This window comes from Frigoribacterium sp. CFBP 13707, assembly GCF_014842245.1.
In the GTDB taxonomy this organism is placed as follows: Bacteria; Actinomycetota; Actinomycetes; order Actinomycetales; family Microbacteriaceae; genus Frigoribacterium; species Frigoribacterium endophyticum.
Genome location: NZ_JACYVL010000005.1, coordinates 86508 through 107433, shown reverse-complemented (window position 1 = coordinate 107433; position 20926 = coordinate 86508). Strand labels below are relative to the sequence as shown.

Below are 20926 nucleotides of genomic sequence, written 5' to 3'. Positions count from 1 at the left end.
GCCCCCGGCGGGGCCCCCTGACAGCTTGGCGTGCCCCGGGGGCCGCGCCGCGCCTCCGCCCTGATGTTTCACATGACCGTAACGCGGGAGGCGTGGGTCGCCCCCTGCAGGACGATCGCGTCACGCGCCCAGATCACTTAGCCCACGTCGTGCTCCAGCACCAGTTCTCGGCGAGACGTAACAGGGAACGCTCAGGCGTGGTTCAGTGGTCGGAGCGGCTGACCCGGCCGCTCTCGCATGTCGCAGACATGACAACATCAAGGAGAACACCATGATCGGCCTCATCATCAGCCTTCTCGTCATCGGGCTCATCGCCGGTGCCGTCGCTCGCCTCGTCGTCCCGGGCAAGCAGAACATCTCGATCCCCATGACCATCCTGCTGGGCGTCATCGGTTCGTTCGTCGGTGGCTTCCTCGCCTACCTGCTCTTCGGCAGCGACAACGCGGACGGCTTCTTCCAGCCCTCCGGCATCATCGGCTCGATCATCGGCGCCATCATCGTCCTCGTGATCTACATCCAGGTCACCGGTCGTCGCAGCCGCCGCTAGGCAGCAGCAGCACGGGCCCGGCCCGTCGCGCACCGAAGGGCCCCGGCACTCGCCGGGGCCCTTCGTCGTACCCCGGCGCCGCGGCCGCACCGGGGCGGGGGTGTTGGGTGGCCGCATGATCATCGTCACCGGACACCTGCTCGTCGACCCGGAGCTGCGCGACGACTACCTCGCCAGCCGTGCCCCCGAGATCGAGGCCGCGCGCGTCGCGCCCGGCAACCTCGACTACGCCCTCTCGCCCGACGTCGTCGACCCGGGCCGCGTCAACGTCGCCCAGCGGTGGGTCTCGGAGCAGGCGCTCGACGACTTCCGGGGCGAGGGCACATCGGAGGAGGACGAGGCCGAGGTGCGCGAGTCGCACGTGCACGACTACGCGCTCACCGGGCCGGAGGAGCCGTCGCTCTCGCCGGACGGCGACCTGGTCTGAGGGGCCGCCCTAGTCGGTGCCGTCGATCCCGCCGAGGCGCTCGAGCACCCCGGTGAGGATCGTGCCGGCGGGGTCGGGCAGCACGTGGTGGTTGAGGTAGATGCCCTCGAGCCACGACAGCACCTCGTCGGCGGGCATGCCCACCGCCGCCCAGTCGACGCCGGGCACGGCCCGGGTGACGGGCTGCTCGGTGCCGGGCCGCAGCCAGGCCTCGGCGATGGGGGAGTCGGGCGTGCCGTCGGCCGCGGCCGTCCAGAGCAGGGCGATCGGGTGCTCGCGGTCGTCGTCGACGCCGTGGTCGAGGGCGCCGTGCGCCGACTCCTCGACGTGGTCGTGCTCGACGTGGCCGGCGCCGAGCCACGGCAGGGTCAGCAGCTCGCCCTCGATGTCGACCTCGATCAGGTCGAGCTGCGTGGGCTCCTCGACCTCGCAGACCCAGAGGGTGAGGCCGGCGTCGTGCCAGGCGGCCGCGTCGTCGACGTCGTCGAGCAGGTCGGGCACGAGCTGGTGGAAGTCGGAGAGGAGCGCCGACGACCAGTCGAGCAGCTGTCGTGTGTCGTCGCCGTTCCAGGGGCTGACGTCGGTGTCGTCGCCGCTGAGGTCGTGGAAGTGGTGCTCGATGCCCGTGGGCGCGGTGTCGAGGTGGATCTGCCCCGTGCCGAAGCCGACGTAGAGCGTGCTCTGCTCCGTCTCGTCGTCCCACTCCGCGAAGAGGTTCGGGGCGCCGAGGGTCGTCGGCAGGGGCAAGCTGGCCGCGCGCCGGGTGCCGAGCGCGAAGACGGCGCGGAACCGCGTCGTCGGAAGCCGGAGGCTCATGTCAGTCACGGGGTGGTGGTCCAATCTCGATCGGCTCCACAGTACGGCCTCCCCGGCGCCGGTCGGCCCGTGCAGCGCCTGCACGTTCCCAGGGGTCTGTCGGCGCGGGCCCCTACCGTTCTCGCTCATGGACGACCCTCCCTCCCACATGCCCTGGCCCTTCCCGGCCCTGACCGCCTCGGCGGCCGCACCACGGGGGGAGGGGCACCATGAATGAGTGGGTGATGCTGGGCATCGGTCTCGTCCTCACCGTCGGCACCGGCCTGTTCGTCGCGTCCGAGTTCTCGCTGGTCAACCTCGACCGCAACGACCTCGAGAAGCGCCAGGAGAGGGGCGAGAAGCGCCTCGGCCCGACCATCAAGGCCCTCCGCATCACGTCGACGCACCTCTCCGGCGCGCAGCTCGGCATCACGCTGACGACGCTCCTGACGGGCTACACGTTCGAGCCGGCGATCAGCTCGCTGCTCGAGGGCCCGCTCACCGGCCTCGGCGTGCCCGAGGCGATCGTGCCCGGCATCGGCGCCGTCGTCGGCATCCTCGTCGCCACGCTGTTCTCGATGGTGATCGGCGAGCTCGTGCCGAAGAACTTCGCCCTCGCCCTGCCGCTCGCCACGGCCAAGCTCGTCGTGCCGTTCCAGGCGGCCTTCACGACGGTCTTCAAGCCGGTCATCCTGCTCTTCAACGACACGGCCAACGCGGCCATCCGCCGCATGGGCATCGAGCCGAAGGAGGAGCTCTCGGGTGCCCGCTCGGCCGAGGAGCTCAGCTCGCTCGTCCGCCGCTCCGCGCTCGAGGGCGTCCTCGACGACGACCACGCGACCCTGCTGGGCCGCACCCTGCGCTTCTCCCAGCACGACGCCGTCGACGTGATGACGCCGCGCGTGCGCATGACGACCGTCCGGGCGACCGACACCGCCGCCGCCGTGGTCGAGGCTTCGCTGAGCAGCGGCTTCTCGCGGTTCCCCGTCATCGGCGACGACTCCGACGACATCCTCGGGGTGGTGCACGTCAAGCAGGCGTTCGCCCTGCCCCTCGCCGAGCGCGACGACGTGCTCGTCTCCGCCCTCGTCTCCGAGGCGCGCTTCGTGCCCGAGACGATGGGCACCGACACGCTGCTCGGCCTGCTCCGCCGCGACGGCTTCCAGATCGCCGTCGTCACCGACGAGTTCGGCGGCACCGCCGGCCTCGTCACCCTCGAGGACCTCGTCGAGGAGATCGTGGGCGAGCTGGAGGACGAGCACGACCGTGCGCGCGTCGGCATCGTCCGCTCGGGCGGCACCGTGCTGTTCGACGCCGCGCTCCGGCCCGACGAGCTCCACGACCGGGCCGCGATCCGCGTGCCCGACGACGGCGACTACGAGACGGTCGGCGGCTTCGTCACCGAGCGGCTCGGGCGGCTGCCCGAGGTCGGCGACGAGGTGGAGGTCGCCGGCGGCGCCCTCCGCGTCGAGCGCGTCGTGGGCCAGCGCACCGAGCGGCTGCGCTTCGTGCCGCGGGCGGACGACGACGCGACCGGCCCGGCCGGCACGACCCGCGCCTCCGGCCCCGCCACCCCCGCCGAGAACCGCGACCGCGCCGACCGCGCGGAGCACGACCGCATCGCCACCGCCCTCCGAGAGGACCTGACCCATGAGTGAGTACCTGCCCGGCATCGTCTGGCTGGTGGTGCTGCTCGTCGTCAACGGCTTCTTCGTCGGCGCCGAGTTCGCCGTCATCAGCGCCCGTCGCTCGCAGATCGAGCCGCGCGCCGAGGCGGGCAGCAAGGCCGCCAAGACGACCCTGTGGGCGATGGAGCACGCGACGCTCATGCTCGCGACCAGCCAGCTCGGCATCACGGTCTGCTCGCTGGTGATCCTCAACGTGTCGGAGCCCGCGATCCACCACCTGCTCGAGATCCCGCTCGGGCTGACCACGCTGTCGGCCGAGGCCATCGGCGTCGTGGCGTTCGTCATCGCCCTCGTGCTCGTGACCTTCCTGCACGTGGTGGTCGGCGAGATGATCCCGAAGAACCTCTCGTTCTCGGTGCCCGACCGGGCCGCGCTCATCCTGGCCCCGCCGCTCGTCTTCGTGGCTCGCGTGTTCAAGCCGGTGATCTGGTCGCTCAACGGCATCGCCAACGGCGTGCTGCGGCTCTTCGGCGTGACGCCGAAGGACGAGGCGACCAGCACCTACACGCTCGACGAGGTCGCCGGCATCGTGCAGCAGTCGACGCGCGAGGGCGTGCTCGACGACGCGTCGGGCACCCTCAGCGCCGCGTTCGAGTTCACGACCCGCAAGGTGCGCGACGTCGAGGTGCCGGTGGCCGACATGGTGCGGCTCGCCCCGGCGGCGACCCCCGCGGACGTGCAGCGCGCCGTCTCGGCCCACGGCTACTCGCGGTACGTCCTCACCGACGCCGACGGGCAGCCCACCGGCTACCTGCACCTCAAGGACGTCATGGACCTCACGACGCCGGAGTCGTTCCACGCCCCGGTGCCCGAGAAGCGCATCCGTCGCCTGGGGGCGGTCTCGCACGATGCCGACCTCGAGGACGCCCTCGCGGCCATGCGCCGCAGCGGTGCCCACGTGGCCCGGTCGGTGAGGGCCGACGGCACGACGACCGGCGTGCTCTTCCTGGAGGACATCATCGAGGAGCTCGTCGGCGAGGTCGACGACGCGACGACGGTCTAGGCCCCGACGACGGGCTGGGCCTCGGCGACGGGCTGGGCCGCGACGACGGGCTGGGCCGCGACCGGCCCCGGCCCGCCCCCGCGTGCCGGGGCGGGCCGCTCGCCCGGCAGCTCGTGCAGGGCCTCGGCGGCGAGCTCGGCGGTGATCGGGTCGCCGTCGAGGGTCGCCTGCCGCAGGAGGCGGTACTGCTCCGCCATGCCGGCCCAGTTGAGCACCTGGACGATGTTGGGCAGGCGGAGCTTGTAGGCGAGGCCGTCGGTCACGTCGCGGCAGACCCGCTGCAGCGAGGCGTTGCCGCAGTGGTCGACGTAGGTGGAGAAGAGCGCCACGGTGTGGGCGTTGAGCGCCGGGCCGTCCTCCGCGTCGAGGTCGGCGAGGCAGGCGTCGATGCCGGCCACGATCTGCGCCGTCACGCCCGCCGCCAGCAGGGGGACGGCGAGGCGCACGGCGCCGCCGAACAGGACGCCGAGCGTCTGGACGGCCTCGATGGCCTCCTCGGCCCGGGGGGTCGCGACCCGGGTGTAGCGGTTCGGCGCCATCTCGACGAGGCCGGCGCGCACGAGGTCGCCGAGCGCCTCGCGGATGGGGGTGCGCGACACCTGGAGCCAGGCGATCAGCTCGTCGTCGTGCAGGCGTTCGCCGGGCTCGAGCGTGCCGTCGACGATCGCGTCGCGGATGCGCGAGCGCACCGTGTCGCGCAACAGCTGACGCTCGGCGGCGGGGGGCGAGGTGGGGATGGGCACGGCGGTCTCCGTTCGGCACGAGGGCGGTACGGCACGACCCTACCGGAGAAGTGTCACATACCAGTCCGTCGTCCGGGGGAGCGAGGGCTGGGGACGGGTGGCCCGGACGCACGAGACCCGCCCGGCCCCGAGGGGGCGGGCGGGTCTCTCCTGGCGTGCGCACCGTGTCGGGTCAGGAACGCGACGCGCACGGGCCGGTGCACCGCGCCTCCCGGGGGCTCTCGCGGGTCAGGAGGCGCGGGTCGTCACTTCGAGGCCGTGGCGGTCTCGCTCGGCACGTGCTGCGAGCCGACCTCGACGCCGTGCGAGGCGCGCAGCGTCTCGATGGTCGCCTCGATCTCGGCGTCGCGCTGCTCGTCGCTCCAGTCGAGGGCGCGGCCCAGGACGTCGGCGATCTCGGTGAGCAGCTCGATCGTCACGCCGCCGACGAACGCGAGGTTCGTGCGGCGCAGCACGACGTCGGCCAGGTGGACGGCGTCCTCGTGCTCGGCGAAGTAGGCGATCTCGGCCTCGGTCAGCTCGGGCTCGCTGGCCAGCGGCTGCGACGGCTGGTCGAGCAGCGTCTCGATCACGCTCTCGGCACGGGTGCCGTAGCGCGTCAGGAGGCGGTCGACCTGGTCGCGGTCGAGGCCGTCGGCGTGCGCCGCGACCCACGTCGTGCGGGCAGCGTCGGTGGTCGGGAACCCCTTGCCGCCGCCGATCGCCATCCCCGTCGTGTCGACGGTGCGCTCGACGCCCAGGCGCTTCGTGGCCTCGGTCGAGAGGTGCGCCGAGAGGGCACGGAAGGTGGTCCACTTGCCGCCGACCAGGCTCAGCACGGTCGAGGTCAGGCCCGCGATGGGCGTCTCGACGATGCGGTAGTCGCGGGACACGAAGCCGGGGGCGGTGTCCTCGTGACGGGGCAGCGGGCGGATGCCCGAGTAGCGGTAGACGATGTGGTCACGGCCGAGCTCGATCTGCGGGAAGACGTGCTTGACGAGGTCGAAGAAGTAGTCGACCTCCTCCTCGGTGCAGACCGCGGGCTGCGACGGGTCGGCGTCGATGTCGGTCGTGCCGATCAGCACCCGGCCCTTGAGCGGGTAGATGAGCACGATGCGGCCGTCGTTGTTCTCGAAGAAGATCTCGCGGCCCTTGGTGGCCTCGAGCAGCTCGGCGTTGTCGACGACGATGTGCGAGCCCTTGGTGCCGCCCATGTACGCCGACTCGCCGCCGAACGCCTGGTTCGTGAGGTCGGTCCAGGGGCCGGAGGCGTTGATGACGACGTCGGCCTGGACGACGAACTCGGTGCCGCTGACGACGTCGCGGAGCAGCACGCCGCCGTCGCGCGAGCCGACGGCCTCGACGTAGTTGGCGCTGCGGGCGCCGGTGCCGACCGCGAGGCCGTCCTTGAGCACGTCGAGCGCGAGGCGCTCGGGCTCGTGGACCGACGCGTCGTAGTAGGTGCCGGTGTACTTGACGCCCTTGTTGAGGGCCGGCATGTCGTTCAGCGCGGCCTTGCCGGTGCGGAACACGTGGCGGGGCACGGAGCCGCCGTCGCGCGAGAAGGAGTCGTACAGGGTCATGCCGACCTTGATCAGCAGCGCGCCGCGCTCCTTGGTGGAGCGCTGCTTGTGCGTGAGCATGCGCAGCGGGGCGTTGAGGATGCCCGAGAAGGTCGAGAAGATCGGCATCGTCGTCTGCAGCGGCTTCACGTAGTGCGGGGCGATCTTGAGGAGGCCGTTGCGCTCCTCGACGCTCTCGCGGACGAGGCGGAACTCGCCGTTCTCGAGGTAGCGGATGCCGCCGTGGATCATGTGCGACGAGGCGGCCGAGGCGCCCGAGGCGTAGTCGTTGCGCTCGACGAGGACGACGTCGACGCCCTGGAGGGCGAGGTCGCGGAAGGTCGCGATGCCGTTGATGCCCCCTCCGACGATCAACACCTTCGCGGTCGGGCGGTCGATGATCGCGGCGACGTTCTTGCGGATGCTCTGTGTCTTCTTCGACTCGGTCACGGGGTCTTCTTCCATCTGGGGGTGGTGGCGGGGCGGGTGGACGCACCGTCTCGCCGGTAACCTCATGGTCGACCCCTCGGAGCGAGGGTGCAACGTATCTGCACACATGTGCACGGAGGTGCTCGTGACCGAGCTGACGACGGCGGAGAAGACCCAGGAGGCGCTGCGTGCGGCGCACCTCTACTACATGCAGGACCTCACGATGGAGGCGATCGCCTCGGAGCTGGGGACGTCCCGCTCGTCGGTCTCGCGCCTCCTGAAGTCCGCCCGCGAGTCGGGGCTCGTCGACATCCAGATCAAGTCGCCGCTCGACCAGGCGACCGCCGTCGCCGAGGGGCTGCACCGGCGCTTCGGCGTCGTGGCGCACGTCGTGCCGGTGCCCGACCAGACGAGCGACGTCGACCGGCTCGAACGGGTCGCCCTGTCGGCTGCACGAACGATCACGCCCTACGTCGACTCGAACATGGTGATCGGGGTCGCCTGGGGCTCGACGCTCAGCGCCGTGAGCCGGTCGCTGGTGCCGAAGCCCACGCACAACTCGGTCGTCGTGCAGCTGAACGGCGCCGCGAACACGCGCACGACGGGCATCGAGTACGCGAGCGAGATCCTGCGGCGGTTCGGGCAGGCGTACACGGCGGCGATCCAGCAGTTCCCGGTGCCGGCGTTCTTCGACGACCCGGCGACGAAGCGGGCGCTGTGGCGGGAGCGGAGCACGAAGCGCGTGCTCGAGCTGCAGGCGTCGATGGACCTCGTCGTCTTCGGCGTCGGCTCGCGCGACGCACGCGTGCCCAGCCACGTCTACTCGGGCGGCTACCTCGAGCAGAGCGACCACGACAGCCTCGACGCCGACCACGTCGTCGGCGACGTGGCGACGGTCTTCTACCGCGCCGACGGCTCGTCGACCGACATCGAGCTGAACGCCCGCGGCACGGGGCCCGACCTCGCGACCGTCCGCCGGGCTCCCCGGCGGGTCTGTGTCGTCGCCGGCGAGGCGAAGGTCGCGGGCGTGCGCGGCGCCCTCGCGGCCGGGCTGGCGACCGACCTCATCCTCGACGAGGGCACGGCGCGGGCGCTGCTCGCGAGCTGAGGCGGGCGCGCGCCGACGACCCGGCCCGGAGGGCGGAAGAGCCCCGAGGAGGCGCGCCCGCAGCACCGACGACACGCCGACGTGAGAGACCCTTGCGTCTGGAGCTGTGCGTCCCCCATGATGGGGACGCTCCGGGGCCCACCCCACCTCGGAGTGAGCGCTCACCCGAACCTGCGATGCACGATCGCCGCGCACCCGTCCCGCCCCACGGCCCCCGGCCGTGGTGCGTCGACGCGTGCCCGGGCGGTCGGTCGCCGCGCCTACCCGAAGGCACCCCACCGCCATGCCCGGTCGTCCCGTCACGCCCTCTCCCGACTCCGCCCCCGTCGCCCCGTCCCCGCGGGCGCACGGCCGACGTGCCGCCCGCCGCCGCGGCGCCTCCGCCCCCGGTCGCACGCGCGCCCTCGTCGCCCTCGCCGCCGTGGTCGCGCTCGCCGGCGCGGCCCTGCCGATCCAGGCCGCCACGGCCGCGGCCGACACGACGCCGCCGTCCGCGCCGAGCAGCCTGAAGGTCAGCTACAGCGGCGGGGTCGGCAGCTCGCTGAGCTGGGGCAAGGTCTCGGCCGGCGACCTCGCCGGGTACCGCGTGTACCGCTCGAGCACGTCGTCGGTGTCGACCTCGTCGACCCTCGTCGCCAGCCCCACGACCCCGTCGGCGGTCGACGCGACGATCACGGGCGGGGCGAAGGCCTCCTACGCCGTGGCCGCGGTCGACCGCTCGGGCAACGTCTCGAAGCTCTCGAGCGTCAAGTCGGTCACGGCGACCGACACGACGAAGCCCTCGTCGCCCGCGAAGCTCAAGGCCACCGTCTCCGCCGCCGGGGTCGCCCTCGACTGGGCCGACGCGACGGAGCCCGACGTCGCCGGCTGGACGGTCACCCGCACCGCCTCCTCCGGCGGCTCCGCCGTCCAGCTCACCAGCTCGCCGGTCACCAGCTCGCAGTTCACCGACGCCCAGGCCCCCTCGGGCGTGAAGTCGACCTGGCGCGTGACCGCCGTCGACCACAGCGGCAACGTGTCGTCGGCCACGACCGTCAGCGCCACCCGCCCCGCCGGCCCCGCCGTCGTCCCCGCCGCCCCGGCCGGCCTCGCCGTGAAGCTCAGCAGCGCCGGCGTGCCCACCGTCTCGTGGTCGGCCACGCCGGGCGCCACCGGCTACGTCCTCTCTCGCGGCGCCGCGGCCTCCGGGCCGTGGGTGCGCGTGCCCACCTCGTCCGCCACGGCGACGAGCGCCGTCGACGCCGCCGCCCCCGCCGGGGCGACGTCGTGGTGGTCCGTCGTCGCGACGAATGCCGCGGGGCAGGGCCCGGCAGCCGTCGTCAGCGCCGCCGTCCCCGGCGACACCACGCCGCCCCGCGCTCCGTCGAGCCCGAAGGTCGTCGTGCTGGCGACCGGAGGCGTGACGGTCTCGTGGGCGGGCGGGGGCGAGGCCGACCTGGCCGGCTACACCGTGACGAGGCGGAACGGCGACGAGGTCTACGTGCCCCACCTCCCGGCGAGCGGGCAGGGCGTCCTCGTGGCGTCGACCTTCACCGACCCGACCGTCGCCGAGGGCGACACCGTCTACTACCGCGTGCGCGCCGTCGACCGGTCGGGCAACGCGTCGTCGTACCTCGCCGTCACGGCGAAGTCGCCGAACGTCGCCCCGGGTGCTCCGGGCTCGCTGAAGGTCGCCGCCGGCCCGACCGCCGGCCTCGCGCTCTCCTGGACGGCCCCGAAGGACCTCGACCTCGCCGGCTGGGCCGTGTCGCGCAGCGTCGCGGGGGGCACGTGGACCCTGCTGGCGACCGTCCCGCTCGACGCGTCCGGCGCCTCCCCCCGCTTCGTCGACACCAGCGCGCCCCAGGGAGTCGCGGCCTCGTACCGCGTGACCGCCCAGGACCGCGTCGGCAACGTCTCGAAGGCCAGCGGCGTCGTCACCGCGACCTCGCGCACCGTCGCCGTGCCCCTGCCCGTCGTGCAGACCGTGCTGACCGTCGGACCCGAGGGGACCTACGCCACCATCGGTGCGGCCCTCGCCGCGATCCCGCGCGCCTCGCTCGACGCGTACCGCGTCGACGTCGCCCCCGGCACCTACGACGAGTCGTTCGAGATCTCGCGGCCGAACGTCCAGGTGCACGGCACCGGGGCGACCCCCGGCGACGTCGTGATCCGGTCGGCCCGCGCCTCGGGCAGCGCCGACCCCGACGAGCCGGAGTCGACGCTCGGCACCGCCGGCAGCGCCGTCGTGCTCGTCACCGCCGCGAACGTGACCCTGGACCACCTCACCGTGGCCAACACCTTCGACGAGGCCGCGAACCCGCAGATCACCAGCGCCCAGGCCGTCGCCCTGCGCGTCGAGGGCGACCGCTTCGTCGCCGACACCGTCCGCCTGCTCGGCAACCAGGACACCCTGCTGGCCGACACCCCGAAGCCCACCACCCGCATCCGCCAGTACTACGTCGACAGCTACGTCGAGGGCGACGTCGACTACGTCTTCGGCGCCGGCACCGCGGTGTTCCAGCGGGTCACCTTCCGGTCGCTGGACCGGGGCAAGGCGAACAACGGCTACCTCACCGCCGCGAGCACCGACACGGGCAGCAAGTACGGCTTCCTGATCACCGACAGCAAGGTCGTGAGCGACGCCGCCGCCGGCACGGTCAACCTCGGCCGCCCGTGGCACCCGAGCGCCGACCCCGACGCGCTCGGCTCGGTCGTGGTCAAGGACACCTGGCTGCCCCGCGCGATCGACGCGGCGGCCCCCTGGGACGACATGTCGTCGACGAACTCGTCGGGCGTCAAGGTGCCCTTCTCCTGGAAGGACGCCCGCTTCGCCGAGAGCGGCAACACCGGCCCCGGCGCCGGCACGAACGAGAACCGTCCGCAGCTGACGGCCAAGGAGGCCGCGGCGGCGACGCCCGAGAAGTACCTCGCCGGGAAGGACGGCTGGAACCCCGTCCGTGCCGCCTCGACGGCGCTGCCGGCGACCCCGACCGACGTCGTCGCCTCGCCCGACGCCCGCGTCGTGCACCTGAGCTGGAGCGACGACGCCTCCGCCGCCGTCACCGGCTGGCAGGTGCTGCGGGCCGACGAGACCGGCCCCTTCGTGCCGGTCGCCACCGTGGACGCCCCGACCTGGAGCGACACGACCGTCAGCACCGGCTCGACCTACCGCTGGGCCGTCGTGGCGCTCTCGCGCACCGGCGCCGTGTCGGCGCCCTCCGCCGAGGTGACGGCGCTCGTCGCCGCGGCCCCGCTCGTCACCGACGTCGTCGTCGACCCGGCGGCCCCCGCCGACGGCGTGACGCGCTTCACGACGCTCCGCGACGCGCTCGCCGCGGCCCCCGCGGGCACGGCCACCGACCCCACCGTCATCTCGCTCGCCGCGGGCCGCTACGCAGAGTACGCCACGATCAGCAAGCCCCACACGATCGTCGTGGGCGCCACCGGCCGGGCCGGCGACGTCGTCATCACCGGCGACCGCGCCGCGGGCACGCCGACCGGCACCACGACGAACGGGGTCGCCGACACCTACGGCACCTCGGGCAGCGCCACGCTCGTCATCACCGGCAACTCGGTGCAGCTGCGCGACCTCACGGTCGAGAACGCCTACGTCGAGGGCACGTACGCCTCCGGCCAGGCCGTCGCCCTCCGCACCACCGGCGACCGCCTCGTGTACGAGAACGTCCACCTTCTCGGCAACCAGGACACCTGGTACGCCAACAGCCCGTCCGCGGGCGTGCCGGCCCGTTCGTACTTCCACGGCGGGTACGTCGCCGGCGACGTCGACTTCGTCTTCGGGCGCGGCACCGTCGTGATCGACGACTCCACCCTCGCGGCGCTCGACCACGGCACGTCGCCGAACGGCGCCGTCACCGCGGCCAGCACCGACGTCTCGCAGCGCTTCGGCGTGCTGATCTCGGGCAGCCGCATCGTCGGCACCGCCCCCGACGGCTCGCAGTCGCTCGGCCGCCCCTGGCAGCCCGGCAAGGCGCAGGCCGACGGCACGAGCGTCGCCGACTCGTCGGCGATCGCCCAGGTCGTCGTCCGCGACACCTGGCTCGGACCGGTGATCAGCTCGACCCAGACCTGGACGAACATGGTCAACAGCGGCGTCACCACCACCTGGCAGAGCGCCCGCTTCGCCGAGCACGGCAACGTCGGGCCCGGCAGCGGCGCCTCCGCCACCCGCCCCCAGCTCACCGACGACGAGGCGCGCGGCTACACGGCCGCGACCTACCTCGCGGGCAGCGACGGCTGGGACCCGGTCGCGGCCCCGCGCCCCGACGTGGCGCCCCTCGCCGTGGCCGGCCTGGTCGCCAGCCCCGACGAACAGCGCGTCGGCCTGTCGTGGACGGAGTCGATCGAGGCCGACGTGACGGGCTACCGGGTCTACCGGTCGACCGGTGACGAGCCCGTCGCCGTCGACCCGGCCCTGCTCGTCGCCGAGGTCGCGAAGCCGACCTTCGTCGACACGGGCCTCGCGAACGGCACGGCCGTCCACTACCTCGTGGTCGCCGTGGACCGGGCCGGCACGTCGTCCGCCCCGGCCGCCGTCACCGCGGTGCCCGCCCCCGCGCCGCTGGTCGCCGACGTCACCGTCGCCGCCGACGGCTCGGGCGACGTCACGACCCTCCAGCAGGCCCTCGCGGCCGTCCCCGCCGGCACGGCGACGAAGCCCTCCGTGGTCGTCGTCGAGCCCGGCACCTACCGCGGCGTGGTCTCGTCGTCGAAGTCGAACCTCGTCATCGCCGGCAGCACGGGCGACCCCCCGCGACGTCGTGCTGACCTTCGACAACGCCAACGGCACGCCCCGCTCCGCCACCACCTGCCCCGCCGTCGTCGCCGCCACCTGCGGCACCGCGGGCAGCGCCACCGTCACCCTGTCGGGCGCCGGCGTCCAGGTGCGCGACCTGACGATCAGCAACACGTTCGACAAGGCGGCGCACCCCGAGATCGGCACCTACAACACGCAGGCCGTCGCCCTCCGCGCGACGGGCGACCGCCAGGTCTACCGCGACGTGCGCCTCCTCGGCGTGCAGGACACCCTCAACGCCGACGCCTCGGGGAACATCACGGCCGACGGCAGCGGCTACCCCCGCCAGTACTACGTCGACAGCTTCATCGAGGGCAACGTCGACTTCGTCTTCGGTCGGGCGACCGCGGTCTTCGACCGGACGACGATCCACGCGACCGCGCACGGCGGGGGCACGATCTTCGCGCCGAGCACCGCCAGCAAGGCGCGCGGCTACCTCGTGGTCGACAGCCGGATCGCCAGCGACGCCGACGACACGTTCGCGCTCGGTCGGCCCTGGCGCTCGTGGAGCGACGGCGCCTACGGCGACGACTCCCGCGGCCAGACCGCGCTGGTCGACACCTGGATCTCGGACGGCGTCTCGACGACGCAGCCCTGGGTCGACTTCGCCCCGAACGTCTGGACCGACGGCCGGTTCGCCGAGCACGGCACGACGGGCCCCGGCGCCACGGTCAACGACAAGAGGCCGCAGCTCAGCGACGCCGACGCCGCCTCCGCGACGCCGTCGGCCTGGCTCGCCGGCACCGACGGGTGGGACCCGACGCTCGCGCCGGTCGCCGACGTCGCGCCCACGGCCCCCGTCGGCCTCACCGCCGCGGGCGGCAGCGGCCAGGCCGTCCTCACCTGGGACGAGTCGACCGAGGCCGACGTCGTCGGCTACCGCGTCCAGCGCGACGGGGTCGAGGTCGGCACGACCACGACGCAGGGCTTCACGGCCACGGGCCTGACCAACGGCACCGAGACCTCGTTCACCGTCACGGCGGTCGACGCCTCCGGCGCCGAGTCGACCCGCAGCGCGGCCGTCGCGGTGACGCCGGCGCAGCGCGTCGACGCGGTCGTCCAGGCCGGCGGCCCCTACCCGACGCTCCAGTCGGCGGTCGACGCCGCCACCGGCTCCGGCCCCTGGGTCGTCCGGGTGGAGCCCGGCAGCTACGTCGGCAGCACGACCATCGCGCGGTCGAACGTGACCGTCCTCGGCGGCGGGGCCCGCGCCTCCGACGTGACCCTGACCAGCAGCACGGCCGCGCCCGCCCTGTCGATCACCGGCTCGGGCGTGACGGTGCAGGGGCTGTCGGTCGAGAACACCTCGGGCGCCTCGAACGGCCCGGCCGTCTCGATGACGGGCGACCGGGTGCTCCTCACCGGCGTGGCGCTGAGCGCCGTCGACCGTGCCGTCTGGGCCGACGTGCCCACCGCCGGCGCGACCAGCCGACAGATGATCGAGTCGTCGACGGTCCGCGGAGCGAGCAACGTCCTGCTCGGCCGGGCGTCGCTGGTGGTGCACGACACGACCATCACGCCGACCCGCACCTCGGGCACCGTGCTCATCCCGTCGACCACCGCGGTCGGCGGACGGGGCTTCCTCGTCGTCGGCTCGACGATCGCCCCGGCGGCCGGGGTCACCGACGTGCGCCTCGGCGGCCCGTACGCCCAGGGCACGACGACCGCCGCGAACGCGCCCCAGGCGATCATCCGCGAGACCGTGCTGGGCACCGGCGTCAAGTCGTCGCCCTGGCAGGACTTCAACGGGTACGCCTGGACGGCGGCGCGGTTCGCTGAGTTCGGCAACACCGGGCCCGGCGCCGCGACGACCGCCACCGCGTCACGGCCGCAGCTCACCCCCGCCGAGTCGGTCACCGCGACCGTGTCCGCCTGGCTGGGCGCCGCCTCCTGGTACCCCGCCGTGGCCGACCCGGCTGCTCCGGCCGACGCCACCGCCCCGGGCGCGGCCACCGCGCTGACCGCCGTCGCGGGCTCGCGGTCGGCGACCCTGGGCTGGACGGCGCCGGCCGACGCCGACGTCGTCGGCTGGTCCGTCCACCGGGCACCCGGCACGACCGTCACGCCCTCGGCCGCGAACCTCGTCGCCTCGGTCGGGCCGGTCACGAGCTGGAGCGACACCGGCCTCACCGACGGCCAGCCGTACACCTGGGCCGTCGTCGCGGTCGACGCGGCGGGCAACCGCTCCGCGCCGGCCACCGTGACGGCGACGCCCGCCACAGCCGTCACGCCCGTGACCCCGTCGGAGCCGGTCGACCCGGGGGCCGTCGCCCCCGTCGCCCCCACGGCGGTCACGACGACGCTCGGCAAGGGCTCGGTGACCGTCGGCTGGGCCGCGAGCACCGCCTCCGGCGTCACCGGGTACGACGTGGTCCGCAGCTCGGCCTCCGCCGGCTCGGCCGTCGTCGCCTCGCTGGGCGCCGACGCCACGCGCTTCGTCGACCAGTCGGTCGTCGTCGGCACCGCCTACTCGTGGTCGGTCGTCGCGAAGGCCGGAGGCGCGGTGTCGGCCCCCTCGGCGGTCGCCTCCGCGACCCCCGTCAAGGTCGACTACGTGGTCGCCGCCGACGGCAGCGGCGACGCCACGACGCTGCAGGGCGTGCTCGGCCAGGTCGACGCGGCCGGCGCCCTGGTCGCGGCCTCGCCGGGCCTCCTGCCGAACAACGCCGACTACACGACCCAGGGCGGCCGCACCGTGCTGGTGCTGCCGGGCGCCTACTCGGGCCCGGTGGTGAGCGGCAACCGCTACGGGGTGACGATCGTCGGTGCGACCGGCGACCCGGCCGACGTCGTGGTCACCGCCCCCGGCGGCGCGGTCGCCGCGATGACGATCTCCGGGCCCCAGTGGACCCTGCGGGCCCTCACGCTGAAGAGCGTGGCGAGCACGCCGGGCGCTCAGGCGACGGCGCTGCAGGTGAAGTCGGGAGACAAGCAGGTCGTCGACCACGTGCGCCTGCTGGGCGACAAGCAGACGCTGCTCGCCTCCACGGCCAACACATCGACCTTCAGCCGCGTCTTCGTCACGGGGTCGTACCTCGAGGGCGGGGCCGACCTGGTGCTCGGCCGGGCCGTCACGGTGATCGACCACAGCACCGTGCACGTGCTCGACCGGCCCGGGGCCTCGCTCACCGACTCCTCGGTCTCCGCGGCGTCGCCGTTCGGGTTCCTGGTCACCGACAGCACGATCGTCACCGACGGCGCCGCCGGGACGATCTACCTCGGCCGGCCGTACTCGACGCAGGGCAAGGCGCAGGTCGTCGTCCGCGACACCGTGCTCGGGTCGGCCGTCGCGGTCGACAAGCCGTGGAACGACTGGGACGCCGTGACGACCTGGACGGCCGGCCGGTTCAGCGAGTACCGGAACACCGGCCCCGGCGCCGTCGTGACGACGCCCGCGACCCGCCCGCAGCTGAGCGACGAGGCGGCGGCCGGCATGACGGCGGCCGCGTACCTCGCCGGGACAGACGGCTGGGACCCGACGCGGCGCTGAGCCCGGCGGCGCGCCGGTGGCCGGCGCCGAGCTCGGCGCGGGCTCCGGGGGACACCGTCCCGGAGCCCGCGCCCAGTGGCCCGGCGTAGACCGGGAGGGTCATCACACGAGGCCCGCCCGGCGGGCCACCGAGGAGGAACCCCCATGGCAGACACCGATCTCACCGGTCGCCGCGTTCTCGCGATCGTCACCAACTACGGCGTCGAGCAGGACGAGCTCGTCGTCCCGACCGAGGCCCTGCGCGCGGCCGGCGCCACCGTCGTCGTCGCGGCCCAGTCGACCGGCCCCGTCGAGACCCTCGTCGGCGACAAGGACCCGGGGCAGTCCGTCCGCCCCGACACCACCATCGAGGAGGCCTCCGCGGCCGACTACGACCTGCTGCTCGTGCCCGGCGGCACGATCAACGCCGACACGCTGCGCCAGGACGACGCCGCGGTCGCCCTGGTGAAGGCCTTCGCCTCGGCCGGTGCGCCCGTCGCGGCGATCTGCCACGGGCCGTGGCTCCTCGTCGAGGCCGACCTGCTGAAGGGCAAGGAGCTCACCTCCTTCGCCTCGCTCCGCACCGACGCGACGAACGCCGGCGGCAGCTGGGTCGACCGCTCGGTCGTCACCGACGTCGAGGGCGGCTTCACGCTCGTCACGTCGCGCACGCCCGACGACCTCGACGACTTCGTCGGCGCCGTCCGCGACGCGCTGACGACGGAGCCCGCGGGCGCCTAGCCGTCTCGTCGACGCCCTCGCGTCCGGGCCCCCGAGCCGCCGCCTCCGTGCGGACGGCCGGGGGCCTCGTCGGTCGCTGGCCGCGTCCCGTCACGCAGGAGGAGGAACAGGAGCAGAGGCACCACCGGCACACGGACACGACCGTCGTCTCGACACGCCCGTCTCGTGCCACTGCATCGTCATCAGGTCGAGCTCGAGCAGCCGGTCGGAGAAGCCGAGGGGCAGACCGAGCAGCACCCGAAGTGCCTCCCACGCGGTCATGTTCCCGACCAGGCCGGTGACGGCGGAGATCGTCCCTCCTCGCGGAGTCACGAGGGCGGCCTGCCACGAGGGGTCGTCGTCCGGGCCCGTCGCCGCCGACCGGGCGCACCACCAGCAGGCGGTCGATCCCGGCACGACCGTGAACCCCGGGACGCCGAGGGCACTGCCGTAGGCGCCGCCGACGATGTGGGGGAGGCCGCGAGGCCACGCTGCGTCGGCCACCCACCCGGAGGCAGCGGCCACGCTCGGCTGGTCGGCGCAGCTCACCACCAGGTCGACTCCGTCGAGGAGCGGATCGAGATCTGCCGGGCCCCGGACGTGGAGGGGCACCGGCACGACCCGGACGGCGGGGTCGACGGTCGCGACGCGAGCCGCCGCAGCCACGACCTTGTGGCTGCCCACGTCGTCGGTGTCGAAGAGCGGCTGCCGGTCGAGGTTCGACACATCGACCACGTCGGCGTCGACGACGACGATCTCCCCGACGCCCGCGCGGGCGAGCGCGGCGACGACCGTCGACCCCGCGCCTCCGACTCCGAGCACGACGACCCTCGACGCGACCAGGGACGCCTGGAGGGAGGCGGCGTCACGCCCGGGGGCCGGGTGCAGCGAGGCGAGCTCGTCGAGGAAGCGCAGCTGGGCCGTCCGTCGAGGGTCGGCACCCGCTGCGTCCGGGCCCGTCGCCAGCAGCCCGTCGCCGCGCAGCACGGCGAGGACGGCGTCCACGACGCCCAGGGAGACGAGGTGTCCCGCCTCCTGCAGGCGACGGTGGACGCCGCCCCGGTCGAGGGTCCCGTCGAGACACGCCAGGAGGTCGACGACGTGGTCGTCGACGGCGTACTCGATCACCTCGCGCGTGGCCATCGACGTGACGCGGAGCGCGCCCGGGGCGTGCTCGACCACGAGGCCCCGGCGGAGGCGCAGGATCGGGGGCGTCGTCACGACGGCGGCAGCGACGGACGGGTCGTTCACGGAGCCTCCCGGAGGGCGAGGACGGTGGGCGACGCTGCCGTCCGGCGAGCGGTCACCCCTGAGGAGGTGAGGATCGCGGTCGCGACGACCACGCAGCAGGCGAGGAGGCCCACGACGGGCACCTGCGGCGCGAGGGCCGTGCCGAGGGCCTCGGCGACGAGCGTCGTCGCCAGCAGGCCCGCCGGGACCCCGCAGGCGAGGCCGCCCGCGACGGCGGCGGCGACGACGAGGGCGGCGTCGAGCACGAGGAGCCGCCCTACGTCGCTGCCCTGGGCTCCGACGGCCCTCCAGGTCGCGAATTCTCGTCGCCGTCGCGACGCCTCGGTCGCCCACGTGCCGGCGGCCGCGAGGGCACCGAAGGCGACGCCGACGCCGACCACCGCGACGAGCGCGCCCGAGGAGGCCCCCAGCTCGGAGACGGCTCGGGCGCGCATCTGGGCCCCTGTCACGACGGAGCTCCCCGGGACGTCGGCGAACACGTCGTCGACGCCGCGGACGACGAGGTCGGGGTCGGCACCGGGCGAGGTCGCGATGTCCCAGGCCGACGCACCCGCGAAGCCGAGCGATCGGGCCGTGCCGACGTCGACGACGATCTGGTCGCCGGTGACCAACGAGGCGAAGGTGCCCACCACCACGAGCGAGGTCGTGCGACCGCCGTGCTGCACGACGACCGGGTCGCCCAGGGTGGTCCCCAGCACGGTGGCCACGGAGACGGGCAGCAGGACGCCCTCCCCTCGCGCCAGGGCATCGCGGGCGTCGTCGTCGTCGCCGTCCACCCACGGCACGGAGGCCACGTCGAACCAGCTCGAGGCGTCGACGCCGACGAGGCCGACGTCGGACGTGCGCACGCCCGCGACGGCCAGGGCCCTGCCCGAGACCGAGGCCGACACCGTCTCCGCCCCGGGCACGCCCCGCACGCGGTCGGTGAGGTCGTCCGGGAGCGCCACGGGGACGCTCGCCTGCACGTCGGCCCCGAACTGGCGCTCGACCTGGTCGAGCGTCGCGGCGGCGACGGTCGACAGGGTGATGGCGGCCGCGGTCGCGAAGCAGGTCACGAGGGCACAGAGCGCGGCCACGGAGGCGGACGCCCCGGACGCCGAGGCCCGGCGGGCGGCCGTCGCGACGCGCCAGCGGCGGGAGTGGCGCAGGAGACGGCCGAGTGCGGCCAGGAGCAGCGGCGTCCCCACGACGCAGAGCACGACCGCGAGTGCGACGGCGACGCCGCGGCCCAGGGGGCCCCCGGTCGTCGCCAGGGCCACACCGACGGCCGCCACGAGGCAGGTCGCGAGACTGCGCGCGATCACGCCCCGCCGCCTCTCCGCCCCGCCCAGCGTGTCGACCGGTCGGCTCCGCGCGACGTCGCGGGCGGCCGCGGCGGCGCCCGCGAGGCCGGCCACCGTCCCCACGCTCAGGCCGACGAGGCCGAGACCCGCCATGGACGAGAGCGACGGGACGGCGCCGGGGGCGGCGAGCACGCCGCCGACCAGCCCCACGACCACCCCGAGGCTGCTCCCGAGCGCGGAGGCCAGGCTCGCCTCGACGAGCACGGCCGCTGCCGTCCAGCGGCCCGGTGCGCCGAGGGCGCGCAGCGCTCCCCAGGTCGACGCCCGTCGCCGTGTCGACGCCCGGAGGGTGTGCGCGGTGAGCAGGGCGGTCAGTCCGAGCGCCACGGTCGAGCAGGCCGCGAGGACGAGCGACTGCACGGCCAGCACGGGCTCGACGGCCGTCGCGAACGCCGAGGTGTCCTGCACCTCGACCCCGGCGGGGAGGTCTCCGGCGTGGTCCGTGGCCCAGGTCGTCCGGACGGACGGCTGGAGCTCCACGTCGACACGGGTCGCCCCGTCGGGCTCGGAGAACGCCTCGCGCGCCGAGGCGAGGTCGACGAAGACGGTGTCTCCGCCGAAGAGGCCGAGGGCCGCGTCGTCGGCGAGCCCGGAGACGACGAACTCCCGGCCGCCCGCCGTGCTGCTCACCCCGAGGGTGTCCCCGACGTCGACGCCGAGCTCGTCCGCGAGGTCCCGGGGCAGGACTGCGTCGCCCGACGCCGCCGTCGGCGACGCGCCGGAGACGAGCGCCCGCTCCATGAGGTCGGCGGCGTCGGAGGGGTACCCGGTCACCGTCACCTCGGTCTCGACCGAGACGCCTCCGCCGGACCCGTGCGACGGTGCCGCTGCGACGCTCGAGTGGCTCAACGTCGGCAGGAGACGGGCGACGCCGGGCAGCCCGGCGATCTCGTGGAGCGAGGTGGACGAGATCACGTCCGTTCCCGCCGATGCCACCAGTGCGACGTCGCCGAAGGCGACCAGGGCGTCCAGCCGGTCGTCCGTCGCCCGCTCCGCCGCGTCGCTCGTCAGCAGCGTCGCGACGACGAGGGCCGCGCCGACGGCCACCGCAGCCGTGGACAGGGCGT

12 protein-coding genes and 1 pseudogene are annotated in these 20926 nt (G+C 74.3%); 8 read left to right on the top strand and 5 right to left on the bottom strand.

All coding sequences use genetic code 11. The features are described 5' to 3' along the window. Nucleotides 1–271: 271 nt before the first annotated feature. Both IFT45_RS11085 and IFT45_RS11080 read left to right on the top strand, forming a co-directional pair. Nucleotides 272–547: a GlsB/YeaQ/YmgE family stress response membrane protein gene (locus IFT45_RS11085; protein ID WP_056052552.1), complete on the top strand. Its 276-nt coding sequence runs from the start codon at nt 272–274 to the stop codon at nt 545–547. Nucleotides 548–662: 115 nt separating this feature from the next. Next, a complete protein-coding gene (locus IFT45_RS11080) occupies nt 663–974 on the top strand; it encodes a putative quinol monooxygenase (protein WP_056052556.1) in 312 nt (103 codons plus the stop codon). A 9-nt stretch (nt 975–983) separates the two neighbouring features. On the opposite strand, the gene IFT45_RS11075 is transcribed toward IFT45_RS11080, so the two are convergent. Next, the gene (locus tag IFT45_RS11075; protein WP_206759071.1) at nt 984–1790 is read right to left on the bottom strand and encodes a hypothetical protein; all 807 of its coding nucleotides are present in this window, start codon (nt 1788–1790) and stop codon (nt 984–986) included. Nucleotides 1791–1999: 209 nt separating this feature from the next. Between IFT45_RS11075 and IFT45_RS11070 the strand changes: the two genes are divergently transcribed. Both IFT45_RS11070 and IFT45_RS11065 read left to right on the top strand, forming a co-directional pair. After that, complete coding sequence (locus IFT45_RS11070) at nt 2000–3427, top strand: hemolysin family protein (RefSeq protein ID WP_192045278.1); 1428 nt, start codon at nt 2000–2002, stop codon at nt 3425–3427. Beyond that, nucleotides 3420–4460, top strand: coding sequence for a hemolysin family protein (locus IFT45_RS11065; protein ID WP_056052565.1), 1041 nt, complete (start codon nt 3420–3422; stop codon nt 4458–4460). Before IFT45_RS11070 ends, IFT45_RS11065 begins: the two co-directional genes overlap by 8 nt. Here the strand turns inward: IFT45_RS11065 and IFT45_RS11060 are convergent. Together IFT45_RS11060 and IFT45_RS11055 are read right to left on the bottom strand one after the other, a co-directional pair. Further along, nucleotides 4457–5203, bottom strand: a complete 747-nt coding sequence (locus IFT45_RS11060) for a GntR family transcriptional regulator (protein ID WP_056052568.1) — start codon at nt 5201–5203, stop codon at nt 4457–4459. The genes IFT45_RS11065 and IFT45_RS11060 overlap by 4 nt on opposite strands. Nucleotides 5204–5448: 245 nt before the next feature. Further along, nucleotides 5449–7194: a glycerol-3-phosphate dehydrogenase/oxidase gene (locus tag IFT45_RS11055; RefSeq protein WP_056052571.1), complete on the bottom strand. Its 1746-nt coding sequence runs from the start codon at nt 7192–7194 to the stop codon at nt 5449–5451. Nucleotides 7195–7318: 124 nt separating this feature from the next. Between IFT45_RS11055 and IFT45_RS11050 the strand changes: the two genes are divergently transcribed. From IFT45_RS11050 to IFT45_RS11015, 4 genes and pseudogenes are all read left to right on the top strand, one after another. Next, nucleotides 7319–8281 (top strand): sugar-binding domain-containing protein, encoded by a 963-nt coding sequence (locus IFT45_RS11050; protein WP_341777173.1) that lies wholly within the window; start codon nt 7319–7321, stop codon nt 8279–8281. 283 nt (nt 8282–8564) lie between these two features. Then, nucleotides 8565–12497 (top strand): annotated as a pseudogene (locus IFT45_RS17230) (pectinesterase family protein); the annotation flags it as partial. A gap of 169 nt (nt 12498–12666) precedes the next feature. Then, the gene (locus IFT45_RS11020) at nt 12667–16566 is read left to right on the top strand and encodes a pectinesterase family protein (protein WP_371810975.1); all 3900 of its coding nucleotides are present in this window, start codon (nt 12667–12669) and stop codon (nt 16564–16566) included. Nucleotides 16567–16710: 144 nt separating this feature from the next. Further along, nucleotides 16711–17286, top strand: coding sequence for a DJ-1/PfpI/YhbO family deglycase/protease (locus IFT45_RS11015; RefSeq protein WP_056052581.1), 576 nt, complete (start codon nt 16711–16713; stop codon nt 17284–17286). A gap of 90 nt (nt 17287–17376) precedes the next feature. On the opposite strand, the gene IFT45_RS11010 is transcribed toward IFT45_RS11015, so the two are convergent. Further along, nucleotides 17377–18516 (bottom strand): ThiF family adenylyltransferase, encoded by a 1140-nt coding sequence (locus IFT45_RS11010; RefSeq protein WP_192128161.1) that lies wholly within the window; start codon nt 18514–18516, stop codon nt 17377–17379. Continuing rightward, the gene (locus IFT45_RS11005) at nt 18513–20906 is read right to left on the bottom strand and encodes an ABC transporter permease (RefSeq protein WP_192128159.1); all 2394 of its coding nucleotides are present in this window, start codon (nt 20904–20906) and stop codon (nt 18513–18515) included. The genes IFT45_RS11010 and IFT45_RS11005 overlap by 4 nt, the downstream gene beginning before the upstream one ends. Nucleotides 20907–20926: the final 20 nt, after the last annotated feature.

Excerpts from the sequence above, each read along its gene's own strand:
- IFT45_RS11085 (WP_056052552.1), top strand. The coding sequence starts at position 272 with ATGATCGGCCTCATCATCAGCCTTCTCGTCATCGGGCTCATCGCCGGT.
- IFT45_RS11080 (WP_056052556.1), top strand. The coding sequence starts at position 663 with ATGATCATCGTCACCGGACACCTGCTCGTCGACCCGGAGCTGCGCGAC.
- IFT45_RS11075 (WP_206759071.1), bottom strand. The coding sequence starts at position 1,790 with ATGAGCCTCCGGCTTCCGACGACGCGGTTCCGCGCCGTCTTCGCGCTC.
- IFT45_RS11070 (WP_192045278.1), top strand. The coding sequence starts at position 2,000 with ATGAATGAGTGGGTGATGCTGGGCATCGGTCTCGTCCTCACCGTCGGC.
- IFT45_RS11065 (WP_056052565.1), top strand. The coding sequence starts at position 3,420 with ATGAGTGAGTACCTGCCCGGCATCGTCTGGCTGGTGGTGCTGCTCGTC.
- IFT45_RS11015 (WP_056052581.1), top strand. The coding sequence starts at position 16,711 with ATGGCAGACACCGATCTCACCGGTCGCCGCGTTCTCGCGATCGTCACC.